This is a genomic window from Kribbella sp. NBC_00359, assembly GCF_036097425.1.
In the GTDB taxonomy this organism is placed as follows: Bacteria; Actinomycetota; Actinomycetes; order Propionibacteriales; family Kribbellaceae; genus Kribbella.
Map to the genome: position 1 here is coordinate 5,193,378 of NZ_CP107975.1, position 13,407 is coordinate 5,206,784.

Genomic DNA, 13,407 nt, shown 5'->3' on the forward strand with positions numbered 1-13,407 from the left:
CTGAGAGGACCCCGCCCCAATGTCCAAGAAGACACGACGTACGGCGTTCAGCGTCGGCGCCGGAGTGGTCGCGACGGCCCTGGTGACCGTCGCGGCCGTCCAGCTCGACACCCAGCCCGCCGGTGCGGCCAAGTGCGACAGCTTCTACGTCGCACCCGACGGCAACGACTCCGCGAAGGGCACCGAGAACAGCCCGTGGAAGACCGTCACCCGGGCTCGCGACGAGATCCGTTCCAAGCAACTCAACCACCGGATGAGCTGCGACATCACCGTGAACCTGAAGGCCGGCGACTACCCGGTCTCGTCGACCGTCCAGCTCGACCAGCGCGACTCCGGTTTCAACGGACACCGGGTCATCTATCGAAGTGTCGACGGCCCGGGCAAGGCGACCCTGTCCGGAGCCGAGGAGATCACCGGCTGGACGCCGTACCAGGACGGCATCTACAAGGCCAAGATCGACCCGTCCAAGCCGTTCTACACGCTGTTCGAGGACGGCAAGCGGGCCACCAACGCCCGGTACCCGAACCGTGGCTCCGATGACACCTGGTCGCCGTACCTGCGATCGGTCCTCTACGAAGAGGACAAGATGGACGTGCACAACTGGCTCTACGGGAACCCGGGCGACTGGGACCCGAGCTGGGACATGAGCCAGGCGTCGGTGACGATCTGGTCGGGTGGGTCGTGGTCCTGGTTCACCGACACGATCCCGCTGCTCGACACGAACTTCAAGAAGACCCAGACGACGCTGAAGTACTGGACCCGCTACGCGATGGTCAACAGCAACGGCGGCTCCCGGTACTTCTTCCAGAACTCGCTCAGCTTCCTCGACCAGCCGGGGGAGTACCACCTCGACTACAAGGCCGGCGAGGTCTACTACAAGCCGCGCGGCGGCACGATGGACGGCGTCCACGTGCTGCGGCCGACGGTGCAGACCGTGCTGGATCTGGCCGGTACGTCGGCGCAGGACCGGCTGCACGACGTGACGTTCGACGGGCTCGGGGTGCAGTACTCCGACTTCGTCAGCTGGTACCGCAACGGCTGGGTCGCCGGTGGTGACGCCGGGGTCGAGCACAAATACCCCGAGTACGACCGCCAGATCGAGATGCCGCGGAACCGGTTCGGCGCGATCCGGCTCACGAACACGAGCAATATCGACCTGTCCCGGATGCATCTGTCCGACACCGGGTTCACCGGGATCTATCTGCTGTTCGCCAACGACCACACCCGGATCACGGACAGCCTGCTGGAGAACATCGGTGCCGACGGCATCAAGGTCGAGGGCGGCTGGCCCGGAGAAGGTGACCTGAGCAACCATCACACGATCTCGAATGTCTTCGTCGACCACATCGGCGAACTGGTGCCGGGCGACGCGTCCGGGATCGAGCTGATGGACACCGGCGACAACACCGTCTCGAACGTCGAGGTGAAGCACAGCGCCCGCTACGGCATCAGCCTGGAGTCGCGGCCGGAGGTCAAGGACGGCGACCAGTATGCGAGCGGGAACACCTTCAAGTACATCAAGCTCGAGGAGATGGGCCTGGACAGCGGCGACATGGGCGCCTTCTACACGTACGGCGTGGACAACCAGGAACCGCATCCGATCCAGAACACCGTCGACCAACTGGTGATCGGCGACGTGATCCCCGACCCGTCGATGCCGGACGCGGGCGGGACCCGGGGGGTCCACATGGACGCCGGTGGTTGCGGCTTCGCGTTCAGCAACGTCCAGGTCGGGAAGGTGACCGACCAGAAGTACCAGTCGTACCAGTGCAACGACGTGACCAACGCCGACTGGGTCGCCGGCTTCGACGCGTCCAAGATGGAGTACGACAAGATCGGCGTCCTGCCGACCTTCCCGTACGACGTCGCGGGCCGGTGATCGCGGTGCGAGGATTCGTCGGCGGAGTGCTCACCGGGCTCGCACTTCCGGCGCTCGTGTTCGGCGGCGGGGTGGCGGCGCGAGCCGCCGCCCCGGCCGGGGCGGACAAGTGCGCAGCGTTGTGGGTCTCGCCGAGTGGAAACGACGCGGCGGCCGGCACCGAACGGAAGCCCTGGAAGACGGTCGAGCATGCTCGCGACAGCCTTCGTTCCCAGCAGGTCGGTCGCGACTGTCAGCCGGTGGTGAACCTGAAGGCCGGGACCTACCAGGTGGACAAGACGATCACCTTCGACGACCGCGACTCCGGGGTCGTCTACCGGAGTGTGGACGGCCCGGGAAAGGCAGTCTTCGAGGCTGGGCGGGAGGTGACCGGGTGGACGCCGTACAAGGACGGCATCTTCAAGGCGCCGGTCGACGTGTCCCAGCCGTTCTACAGCCTGTACGTCGACGGCAAGCGGGCCACCACCGCGCGGTACCCGAATCGGCAGTCGGATGACGCCTGGGCGCCGTACCTGAGGTCCACGCTCTTCGACCCGACGAAGGAGGCGGTGCACGACCAGCTCGGATTCAACGCCGGCGACATCGACCCGTCCTGGGACCTCCGGCTCGGTACGTCGTGGCCGGCCCAGGTGACGGTGTGGTCGGGCGGCTCGTGGTCGTGGTTCACGGACACGATCCCGATGCTCGACATCAACTTCACCAAGAAGCGGACCACGCTGGTCTACCCGGCGCGGTACGGGTTCATCAACTCCGGCGGCGGCTCGCGGTACTTCGTGCAGAACTCGCTCAGCCTGCTCGACCAGGCGGGTGAGTACTACCTGGACTACCCGGCCAAGACGCTGTACTACAAGCCGGCCGGCGGAACCATGGACGGCGTCCACGTGCTGCGGCCCACGCAGACACAGGTCTTCTCGCTGGCCGGCGCCTCGCCGAACCGCCGGGTGGAGGACCTCACGCTGGACGGGCTGACCATCCAGGACACCGACTTCATGGACTGGTACCGCTACGGCTGGAACGGCACCGGCGACTCCGGGATCAAGCACAAGTACCCGAAGTACGACACCCAGATCGAGCTGCCGCGGAACCGGTGGGGCGCGATCACGCTCACCAACACCCGAGGGGTGAAGCTGACCCGGCTGCACATCCGGCAGACCGGCTTCACCGCGATCGAGCTGCTGTTCGCGAACGAGCGGACGACGGTCTCCGACAGCCTGCTCGAGCACCTCGGCAACGACGGGATCAAGGTCGAGGGCGGGTGGCCCGGCGAGGGAGACGTTGCCCATAGCAACACCTTCACGAACAACTACATCCACCACATCGGCGAGCTGGTCGCGGGCGACTCGGCCGGCGTCGAGATCATGAACAGCGGCCGGAACGAGATCAGCCACACCGTCGTCGAGCACGGCGCGCGGTATGGCATCAGCATCGAGTCCCGGCCCGAGATCCCGAACGCCGACAACTACACCGGTGGCAACACGGTCGAGTTCGTCCGCTTGTCGCACCTCGCGCAGGACAGCGGTGACACCGGTCCGTTCTACGCGTACGGCGTACGCAACGAGCCGCCGTACACACCGGACGCGGCCGTCTCCCAGCTGATCGTCGACGACGCGAACGCGGACCCGTCGATGCCGGACGCGAAGCCGTACGGCGTGCACATGGACTTCGGCGGCTGTGGATTCGCGTTCTCGGACATCAAGGTGACGAACACAGAGAGCGACCCTTATCACGGACCGTCCGCGGGACCGTGCGACACGTTCGCCAACGTCAGCTGGGAGGCCGGATTCGACGATTCCCGGATGCAGTACGACCAGATCGGCGTCCTGCCGTCCTTCCCCTACGAGAAGCCGTGACGCGCAGTTTGGCACCGTGACGCTCCGTTCGAGCTGCGCCGTTCCCCAACACGCGACAAGATCGAACAAGGGGGAACGGAAAACGCTCTCCAGACGGGAGGGCGGCTTTCGACGACGCAGGGAGTGAGGCGTGGCCCGAGCAGACGGAATTCTCAGCCCCGAAGCCAACCGAACCAAGTCGATCGATCCAGCCGGTTCCAGCGGTTCCGGCCCCCCGGACAACTCCGCCACCGAGAGACCCAGACTCAGTTCCGGCGCCAAGCCGCTCTCCTGGTGGGGGCGAGCCCGGCGGGACAAAGTGCTGCTGCTGATGGCACTGCCTGGTCTGGTCCTGCTGCTCGCCTTCCACTACCTGCCGTTGCTCGGCAACCTGATCGCGTTCCAGGAGTACCTGCCGTTCGTCCCGCTCGGCCGCAGTGCGTGGGTCGGTCTGGACAACTTCGCGGTCATCTTCAACGGTGACCCGGAGTTCCTCAACGCGCTCAAGAACACGCTGCTGATCACGCTGGTCCAGGTGATCTTCGTCTTCCCGGCGCCGATCGCGCTGGCGTTGCTGCTGAACAGCCTGCTGTCGGAGCGGATCAAGCGCGTCGTCCAGTCGGTGCTCTATCTGCCGCACTTCCTGTCCTGGGTCATCGTGATCGCGATCTTCCAGCAGATCCTGGGCGGCAGCGGCCTGATCAACAACGCGCTGCGGTCCCACGGCATCGACACGATCGACTTCCTTGGCAACCCCGACAGCTTCATCGCGCTGCTCAGCAGCCAGGTGATCTGGAAGGACACCGGCTGGGCGACGATCCTGTTCCTGGCCGCGCTGACGCAGATCGATCCCGGGCTGTACGAGGCCGCGCGGGTCGACGGAGCCTCGCGCTGGCGGCAGTTGTTGCACGTCACTGTGCCGGGGATCCGCAGCCTGATCATCCTGCTGCTGATCCTGCGGCTCGGCGATTCGCTCACCGTCGGCTTCGAGCAGATCATCTTGCAACAGAACCTGGTCGGGAGACCTGCCAGCGAAGTCCTCGACACCTACGTCTACAACAACGGCGTACTGGCCGGCCAATGGGGCGTGTCGGCCGCGGTCGGTCTGGTGAAGGGTCTGGTCGGCGTCGCCCTGGTGATCGGCGCCAACAAGGTCGCGCACATCTTCGGTGAGGCGGGGGTGTACCGCAAACCATGAGTACACAGACGAATCTCCTCCGATCCTCCGGTACCGCCGGGGGACGGAGCTCGATCGACGAGGTCCCCACGATCCCCGCGCGAGCTCTCAAAGGCATCGTGCTGCTGGTGTGCTGCGCGCTCGTGATCATCCCGTTCATCGGAGTGATCTCGACCAGCATCGCCAGCCAGTCCCATGTCACCAACTCCGGCGGCTTCGTGCTCTGGCCGGACGGCCTCAACCTCGATGCCTACCGGACGATCTTCAACGGCGGCGTGGTGCAGCGGGCGTTGCTGGTCAGCGTCTTCATCACCCTCGCCGGCACGCTGATCAGTCTGGCCGGGTCCACCATGCTGGCGTATGCGCTGAGCCGCCCGGGCTCGTTCGGGCAGCGGCCGATCCTGATGATCGTGCTGTTCAGCATCCTGTTCAGCCCAGGGCTGATCCCGAACTACCTGGTGGTGAAGCAGTTCGGGCTGCTCGACTCGCTGCTGGCGCTGATCCTTCCGACCGCGATCAACGGGTTCAACGTGATCGTTCTCCGTGCGTTCTTCATGGGGATACCCGACTCGGTGATCGACTCGGCCCGGATCGACGGCGCCGGCGACTTCCGGATCTTCTGGTCGATCGTGCTCCCGCTGTCCCGGGCGGTGCTCGCGGTGGTCGGGCTGTTCTATGCCGTCGGGTACTGGAACGCGTTCTTCAACGCGATGCTCTACATCAACGACACCGCGAAGTGGCCACTCCAGCTGGTGCTGCGCACGTACGTGATCAACAACACCGAGCTCAGCAGTGGTGATCTCGGCGGCGCGGCGGCCGATCAGCTGCCGCCGCAAGAGTCGATCCAGATGGCGATCCTGGTGGTCTCGTTGGTGCCGATCCTGATCGTCTATCCGTTCCTGCAGCGGCACTTCGCCAAGGGGATGCTCACGGGGGCGGTGAAGGGATGACCATGATCAGCAGAAGAACGCTGCTCGGCGGATCGTTGGCGGCCGCCGCCGGTGCCGGAGTCCTGAGCGGCTGCTCGACGGTGACCAGGTCGACCGACATCGCCGCACTGAACAAGCCGGTGACGTTGCCGACGTACCGGCGGTTCGCCGGACCGAAGCCGGACCTGCCACGGAGCCATCCGCTGATGCCGGACTGCTTCTACCGGTTCCCGGCTCAACCGGCCCGGGTCACCGACGGCGCACCCGGAGACGGCACCGACCTGTCCGGCACCGCGCCGACGTCGAACCCGATCCCGCCGACCGCCGATCGCAATCCGTACTGGCAGGAGCTGAACCGGAGACTCGGCTCACCGCTGGACCTGACCATCACCGCTGCGACCGACTACCCCAACAAGTTCGCGACGGCCGTGGCCGGGGACACCCTCGGGGATCTGTTCAACGTCGACGGAACGTTCGCCTACCTTCCGCAGTTCCTCGAGGCCAGGGCGCAGGACCTGACCGAGCATCTGTCCGGCGATGCGATCCTGGAGTACCCGTTCCTGGCCAACCTGGCGCCGGACTCCTGGCGCGGCTGCGTGTTCTCCGGCGGGATCCGGGCGGTTCCGATCCAGCGCGGCGTGATGTCGTCCAACCTGCTGCTCGCCCGGCAGGATCTCCTCGATCAGCTCGGGGTCGAGCTCGGTTCGCCCGGCGTGGACGAGTTGATCAAGGTCGCCAAGGCGGTCACGGACGAGAAGAAGAACCGCTGGGCGTTCGCACTCCCACCCTCGGCGGCACTGAGCGCGATGCTGGGGCTGCCGAACGTCTGGGAGGTTCGCGACGGCCGCCTGGTGCACGGCCGGGAGCTCGACGAATACAAGCAGATGATCTCGATCACCCGGCAGATGCAGAAGGACGGGCTGATCCATCCCGACGGGGTCTCGAAGAACAACCAGAAGGTCTGGTTCAGCCAGGGTTCGGCGGTGATGACGCAGGACACGTATTCGTCGATCCAGAGCTTCTACCGGCGCAGCGTGTCGAAGAACTTCGCCATCGCACTGCCCGTGGTCCGGGATCACGCCGGGAAGGTCGGCCGATTCCTGCTGGGCGCGCCGAACAACTCGATCGCGGCGATCAAGCCCAGCTCGCCGGAGCGGACCAAGATGCTGCTCCGGGTGCTGAACTGGATGGCCGCGCCGTTCGGGACCGAGGAGTACCTGTTCCGCAAGTTCGGCCTGCCCGGGCGCCACTACACGCTGAACGGCACGGACCCGAAGCTGACCGAGGCGGGCGGCAGCGAGGTGTGCCTGGGTGAGTTCCCGATCCAGTACCTGGCCGACGGCGGCTATCCGGTCTACTTCCCGGGCCATCCCCAGGGGGTCGACGTCGCGTACAACCACCTCAAGGCGATCCTCCCGACCGCGATCCTGCAGCCGACGTACGGCCTCTACTCACCGACCCAGTCGATCAAGGGCAAGGTCTTCGACACCCGCTTCGATGCCCTCACCAAGGACATCCAGCTAGGCCGCGCCGACCTCTCCGCCTGGGACAAGGCCAACGCCGACTGGCGAAAATCCGGCGGCGACGCCATCCGCCACGAATACGAACAAGCCATGTCCATCCACGGCCGCAAGTAACCCCACCTGCGGTACCCCCGGCGTCTTCTCGCCGCGTGCACCGCCCACAGGGCGGTGCACGCGGCTCATCTTTCAGTTACAGCGCAGGGTGTCCAGGTCAGGCGCGTTCCCCATCGCGTGGTTGCCGGCGTCGTTGGGGTGGAGGCCGTCACCACCGTCGTACGCGGCTTGCAGGCGCGTGGGACCGGCGGGGTCCCGCGTGGCAGCGTCGAAGTCCACCACCCCGTCGAACTCACCACTCGTGCGGATGAACTGGTTGACGGCCTCCCGCGTCGCCTCCTTCTCAGGGGTGTAGACGAAGGAGCCACCAACAGGGGTCAGCGTCCCACCGACGATGCACCGCCCGGACGCATGGACACGCGCAATCAACTGCCGATACCCCGCGATCAGCTGATCGGACGTAGCACCCGCGTAGATGTCGTTGATCCCTTCGAGCAACAACACCGTGCGTACGCCGGGCTTCGTCAACACATCCTTGTCGAGCCGCGCCAACGCACTCGCCCCCGCACTGCCGGCCTTCGCGACCCCACCGAGCACCCGGTTGCCCGAGATGCCTTCATTGGAGATCGCCAGCCGCCGAGGCTCAGGCAGCTGACCGTACCGATCGGCCAGCACGTCCGGCCACCTGCGGTTCGTGTCGATCGTCGTACCGACCGATGACGTGATCGAATCGCCCAGCGTCGCCACCGTCTCCACCTGCCGCGGCGCCTCGACGATCGCCGCGTTGACGAAGTACCAGGCTGACGACTCGGTCTGGTACGCCGCCGCCGACTCGTCCGCCGCGTGATCACCGGACGTCGACTTGTAGCTGTGCTGCATGGCCCGGTTGTGCGCGGTGATCACTCCGGTGGTCCCGACCACATGCAGACTCACCGTCAAACTCGTCCGCGCCGGCACCGGCCCCGGCAGCGGATCACTGATCGCCATCGCCCCTGGTGGTATCTCCACCGACGTACTCCCGCCGAACGTCAACCGCCGACTGGACCCCGGTACGACGCCCGCACCCGCCTCCTGCCGCCCGACGTACACCGAATCCGTCACCAACGGCTGATCCCCGTTCGCGTTCGACACCCGGATCCGCAGGTCCTTCCCACCCACACTCGTCCGCAGGATGTTCCGCACCGTCACGTCGTTCAAGGTGCCCCCGGCAATATCGTCACTGGCACCCCACGTAGTCACCTCCGTAGACCCACTCCGACCATCACCGCCGCCGCCACCGCCACCGCCCGGCGTCATGGCGCCCACCAGGCCTGCCGCGCCCACCGCCGTCACCAGGAAACTCGCGCCCATCCGGCGCCACGAAGTCATCATGCCCATCAAGTCACCCCCGAATAAGCATGCCTGCAATCGTTTGCAAAGAATTCAGCGCTGAGCGGCCCGATTGCTGAGCCGAGCGGTCGACAGGAGGAAGTGGGCGCCGCGCCGCCGGACGACCAGCCGGACTGGTGACCTGGTCGGGCGGGTGTTCCCACGGGTAAGGGACAATGGTTGGCGATGACGCTGACTGAGCAACTGCCGGGGACGACTGGGCCTGACGACCTGTACGACGCGTTCGCGCGTTGGGTGGGGGAGCAGGGGATCTCGTTGTACCCGGCGCAGGAAGAGGCGTTGATCGAGGTGATGACGGGGTCGAACGTGATCCTGTCGACGCCGACGGGGTCGGGGAAGAGTCTGGTCGCCACCGGGGCGCACTTCGCGGCGCTGGCCCACGGGCAGCGGACGTTCTACACGGCGCCGATCAAAGCTCTGGTGTCGGAGAAGTTCTTCGCATTGTGTGACGTGTTCGGGGCGGACAAGGTCGGGATGCTGACCGGGGACGCGTCGGTGAACCCCGGCGCGCCCATCATCTGCTGCACCGCCGAGGTGCTCGCCAACGTCGCGCTGCGCGAAGGCTCGGCCGCCGACGTCGGTCAGGTGGTGATGGACGAGTTCCACTTCTACTCCGAGCCCGATCGCGGCTGGGCGTGGCAGGTGCCGCTGCTGGAATTGCCGAACGCCCAGTTCGTCCTGATGTCCGCGACCCTCGGCGACGTCGAGCGGTTCAAGATCGACCTGTCCCGGCGGACCGGCCGCCCGACCGCGATCGTTGCGTCGGGTGAACGCCCGGTGCCGCTGATCTACAAGTACGTCACCACCGCGCTGCACGAGACGCTCGAGGAGCTCCTCACCACCCATCAGGCCCCGGTGTATGTCGTCCACTTCACCCAGGCCGCCGCCCTCGAACGCGCCCAGGCGCTGATGAGCATCAACGTCTCCTCGAAGGAGGAGAAGGAGAAGATCAACGAGCTGATCGGTCACTTCCGGTTCAGCAAGGGCTTCGGCCGCACGCTGCAGCGGCTGGTGAAGCACGGCATCGGTGTCCACCACGCCGGCATGCTGCCGAAGTACCGCCGCTTGGTCGAGCAGCTCGCCCAGGCCGGCCTGCTCAAGGTCATCTGCGGTACCGACACCCTGGGTGTCGGCATCAACGTCCCGATCCGGACCGTCGTACTGACCGCTCTGAGCAAGTACGACGGACGCCGGCAGCGGATCCTGAAGGCGCGGGAGTTCCACCAGATCGCGGGCCGGGCCGGCCGGGCCGGGTACGACACCTCGGGGACGGTCGTCGTCCAGGCGCCGGATCACGTGGTGGAGAACGTGAAGGCGCTGGCCAAGGCGGGCGACGACCCGAAGAAGCAGCGCAAGGTGCAGCGGAAGAAGCCGCCGGAGGGGTTCGTCACCTGGGGCGAGGACACGTTCGACCGCCTGGTCGCGGCCGAGCCCGAGGCGCTGCAGTCGCGGATGCGGGTCAGCCACGCGATGCTGCTGAACGTCATTGCCCGCGACGGCAACGCGTTCGAGAGCATGCGGCACCTGCTGCGTGACAACCATGAGGACTCGAGGGTCCAAGTCCGGTTGATCCGGCGTGCGATCCAGATCTACCGCACGCTCGTCACCGCCGGTGTGGTCGAGCGGCTTGACGAGCCTGACGAGAATGGCAGGCTGCTGCGCCTCACCGTCGACCTGCAGAAGGACTTCAGCCTCAACCAGCCGCTGTCGACGTTCGCACTGGCCGCTCTGGATCTGCTCGATCCGGAGGATCCGCTGTACGCGCTCGACGTCGTCTCGGTCGTCGAGGCGACGCTGGAGGATCCGCGGGCCGTGCTGTGGGCGCAGGAGCACCACGCCCGCGGTGAGGCCGTGAACGCGATGAAGGCCGAGGGCATCGAGTACGACGAGCGGATGGAGCTGCTCGAGGACGTCACCTGGCCGAAGCCGGTCAATGAGTTGCTCGAGGCAACGTTCGAGATGTATCGGCAGACCCACCCCTGGATCGCGGAGGCCGGGTTGTCGCCGAAGGCGGTGGTCCGGGACATGTTCGAGCGGGCGATGACGTTCGGCGAGTTCATCGGGTTCTACGGTCTCGCGCGCTCCGAGGGCGTCGTACTGCGTTATCTGAGCGACGCCTACAAGGCGCTCCGGCAGACCGTTCCGCCGGACAAGGTGAACGAGGATCTGACCGACCTGATCGAGTGGCTGGGCGAAGTGGTCCGGCAGACCGACTCCAGCCTGCTCGACGAGTGGGAGGAGCTGACCAACCCCACCGACGAGCCGGAGGCCGAGGTCGTCCCGGCGGGCCCGCGCCGGATCACCTTGAACACCAGGGCTTTCCGGGTGCTTGTTCGCAACGCGATGTTCCGCCGGGTGGAGCTGCTCGCCCTGCACCGCTGGGCCGAGCTCGGTCAGCTCGACGCCGAAGCAGGCTGGGACGCGGGCCGCTGGGCCGAGGCTGGTACGGCGTACTACGCCGAACACGACGTGGTCAACACCGGCCCGGCTGCTCGCGGCCCGGCGCTCTTCCTGATCGAGGAACACCCCGGCTATTGGGAAGTCCAGCAGATCATCGACGACCCCGAGGGCAACCACGACTGGCGCATCACCGCCTCCGTGGACCTCGCCGCCTCCGACGAAGCCGGCGACCTCGTCCTCGAGTTGGCCTCGTTCAAACCGTTGTAGTCACCGGCGTCTCGAGGGTCCGGACTTCCCGCACGAACATGGGCAGGGACGACAGCGCGATGCCGATGGTGCCGACGGCAACGGCCGTGGTGGTGCCGAAGGTGCTTCCGAGTACGCCGCCGATCGCGGCGCCGATCGGGAGGACGCCGAAGGTGAACGTGCGGTAGGCGCCGTTGCTGCGGGCAAGGGCTGTGCGGGGGATGAGCAGCTGGCGGATCGTCACCGACAACACGTTCGCGCTGCCGAGGCCGATCCCGGCGAGGAACTGGACCGCTCCGAGGAGTACGCCGTACTGGAGTCCGTGGCCGGGTAGGAAGGCCAGCAGGAGTGGGAGTCCGGTGGACAGGATGAGTGAGGTGCCGAAGGCGCGGCCGTAGCCGAGTCGCTTGGCGAGGCGGAGGCCCAGCATCGCGCCGACGAAAGCGCCGGCGCCGCCCGCGCTCAGGGCGACGCCGTAGCCGCCGGCGGACAGTCCACGTTCCTTCACGGCGAGGATGACCAGGTTGACGACGAGGATCTGCGCTGATGCGTTGTACAGGGCGGCGTGCGCGGTCAGGGACCTGAGGAACGGGCTCACCTTGAGCTGTCGCACGCCTTCCCACAAGCCGGCTCGCTCGTCGGTCGCGTGCGGTGTGGGTTCAGCGCGTCGTGCTGAGGCGATGCCGGTCGCGCTGGCCAGGTAGGAGGCGGCGTCGACGAGTAGTGCGATGGCCGGACCGAGGAGTTGGACGAGAAGACCGGACACGCCAGGGCCGCCGACCTGGGCTGCGGTCGACGAACCCTGCAGTGCGCGGTTGGCTCCCGGTAGGTCCTCCTCGGGCACGAAGTCCGGCAGATACGCGAATGACGCGATGTCGAACACCACGCTCGCCGCGCCGACGAGGAACGCGACGACGACCAGCAACGGCAGTGTCAGATGTCCGGATGCCCAGGCGAGCGGGACGACCGCGACCGCGGCGGCCCGGATCACGTCGGTCGCGATCATCACGCCGCGCTTGCGCCGACGCTCGAGCCAATGGCCGGCCAGCAGGGGGAGGACCGCGCTCGGGAGATAGCTCGCGGTCGCGATCGCGCTGACCCCGGCCGCACCCGCGTCCAACGTGAGCGCCGCGGTCAGCGGGAGCGCGACCGCGGTCACCTGCGTGCCGACCGCAGAGACCGTGTGGCCCGCCCAGAACCGCCGGAAGTCGCCGTCCACCAGTACCTCCGCCTCATCCGGTAACGGCCATCGCGCCATCGCTACCGCCGTCGTGAATAGTTACCGATACAAGCTCTTATCCGGTAACCGTTACCGGATCATGCCTCATGAGCGGTAACGTGGCAAACGTGATTCAGCCAGGTGAGCGCAGTCCGGCCCCCGAGCCGCTGGTGCTCGTCCAGGACCTGGTCAACACGGTCGACCTGGAGATGGAGCAGGACGCGCTGACGAAGCCTGCGGAGCTGAGCGCGTTCTGTGCCGACCACGGGCTGCCTGGTTTGCGCTTCAACTGGGACGATCTCGAGGAGGTGCTGACCCTTCGCGAGGCGGTCCGCGACGTCTGCCAGGCTCACGCGGGAGTCGACGTACCCGCGCAGTCGCTGGCGGTTCTCGACCGGCTGCTCGCCGAGGCGCCGCTGCGGTTGGCGTTGTCAGCCGACGGCGGTGCGACGGTCCGTCCAGCCGACGGGCTGCGCAACGTCCAAGCCCTCGTCGCCCAGTTGGCCGCGGACATCACCGCATCCGTCGCAGCCGGTACGTGGCCACGTCTCAAGGCATGCGCCGCCGACACCTGCCGCTGGGTCTACTACGACCGCAGCCCAGCAGGCCGCAGCCGCTGGTGCACGATGTCACTCTGCGGCGCCCGCAACAAAATGCGAAACTACCGCGCCCGCACCTAAACCCACCTGGTCCGTGGCCTGGCGGGCTAGCGCGGGGCCGGGCTGAGGTTGGTTGGGTTGAGGCCGGCCAGGCCGACGGCCA

9 protein-coding genes are annotated in these 13,407 nt (G+C 66.8%); 7 read left to right on the top strand and 2 right to left on the bottom strand.

Annotation, left to right across the window (positions count from 1 at the left end; all coding sequences use genetic code 11):
* Nucleotides 1–19 precede the first annotated feature (19 nt).
* The 5 genes from OG876_RS25485 to OG876_RS25505 all read left to right on the top strand — a co-directional run bounded on the left by OG876_RS25485 (nucleotide 20) and on the right by OG876_RS25505 (nucleotide 7,451).
* Nucleotides 20–1,879: a right-handed parallel beta-helix repeat-containing protein gene (locus tag OG876_RS25485; RefSeq protein WP_328519153.1), complete on the top strand. Its 1,860-nt coding sequence runs from the start codon at nucleotides 20–22 to the stop codon at nucleotides 1,877–1,879.
* Nucleotides 1,880–1,884: 5 nt separating this feature from the next.
* Nucleotides 1,885–3,729 (top strand): right-handed parallel beta-helix repeat-containing protein, encoded by a 1,845-nt coding sequence (locus OG876_RS25490; protein WP_328519154.1) that lies wholly within the window; start codon nucleotides 1,885–1,887, stop codon nucleotides 3,727–3,729.
* Between the two features lie 310 nt (nucleotides 3,730–4,039).
* Complete coding sequence (locus OG876_RS25495; RefSeq protein ID WP_328519155.1) at nucleotides 4,040–4,906, top strand: ABC transporter permease; 867 nt, start codon at nucleotides 4,040–4,042, stop codon at nucleotides 4,904–4,906.
* Nucleotides 4,903–5,835 (top strand): carbohydrate ABC transporter permease, encoded by a 933-nt coding sequence (locus OG876_RS25500; protein WP_328519156.1) that lies wholly within the window; start codon nucleotides 4,903–4,905, stop codon nucleotides 5,833–5,835. The genes OG876_RS25495 and OG876_RS25500 overlap by 4 nt, the downstream gene beginning before the upstream one ends.
* A gap of 2 nt (nucleotides 5,836–5,837) precedes the next feature.
* Entirely contained in the window at nucleotides 5,838–7,451 is a 1,614-nt protein-coding gene (locus OG876_RS25505; protein WP_328519157.1) for an extracellular solute-binding protein, read from the top strand.
* Between the two features lie 72 nt (nucleotides 7,452–7,523).
* On the opposite strand, the gene OG876_RS25510 is transcribed toward OG876_RS25505, so the two are convergent.
* Nucleotides 7,524–8,579, bottom strand: coding sequence for an SGNH/GDSL hydrolase family protein (locus OG876_RS25510; protein ID WP_328519158.1), 1,056 nt, complete (start codon nucleotides 8,577–8,579; stop codon nucleotides 7,524–7,526).
* 366 nt (nucleotides 8,580–8,945) lie between these two features.
* Between OG876_RS25510 and OG876_RS25515 the strand changes: the two genes are divergently transcribed.
* Complete coding sequence (locus OG876_RS25515) at nucleotides 8,946–11,447, top strand: DEAD/DEAH box helicase (RefSeq protein ID WP_328519159.1); 2,502 nt, start codon at nucleotides 8,946–8,948, stop codon at nucleotides 11,445–11,447.
* Here the strand turns inward: OG876_RS25515 and OG876_RS25520 are convergent.
* A complete protein-coding gene (locus OG876_RS25520; protein WP_328519160.1) occupies nucleotides 11,434–12,645 on the bottom strand; it encodes an MFS transporter in 1,212 nt (403 codons plus the stop codon). The two genes, OG876_RS25515 and OG876_RS25520, sit on opposite strands and share 14 nt — an antisense overlap.
* A 128-nt stretch (nucleotides 12,646–12,773) precedes the next feature.
* Here OG876_RS25520 and OG876_RS25525 point away from each other — a divergent pair, with 128 nt between their 5' ends.
* Nucleotides 12,774–13,325, top strand: a complete 552-nt coding sequence (locus tag OG876_RS25525) for a CGNR zinc finger domain-containing protein (protein ID WP_328519161.1) — start codon at nucleotides 12,774–12,776, stop codon at nucleotides 13,323–13,325.
* Nucleotides 13,326–13,407: the final 82 nt, after the last annotated feature.

Bases quoted from the DNA above. Each gene is read 5' to 3' on its own strand.
- OG876_RS25485 (WP_328519153.1), top strand. From the start codon at position 20: ATGTCCAAGAAGACACGACGTACGGCGTTCAGCGTCGGCGCCGGAGTG.
- OG876_RS25495 (WP_328519155.1), top strand. From the start codon at position 4,040: ATGGCACTGCCTGGTCTGGTCCTGCTGCTCGCCTTCCACTACCTGCCG.
- OG876_RS25500 (WP_328519156.1), top strand. From the start codon at position 4,903: ATGAGTACACAGACGAATCTCCTCCGATCCTCCGGTACCGCCGGGGGA.
- OG876_RS25505 (WP_328519157.1), top strand. From the start codon at position 5,838: ATGATCAGCAGAAGAACGCTGCTCGGCGGATCGTTGGCGGCCGCCGCC.
- OG876_RS25515 (WP_328519159.1), top strand. From the start codon at position 8,946: ATGACGCTGACTGAGCAACTGCCGGGGACGACTGGGCCTGACGACCTG.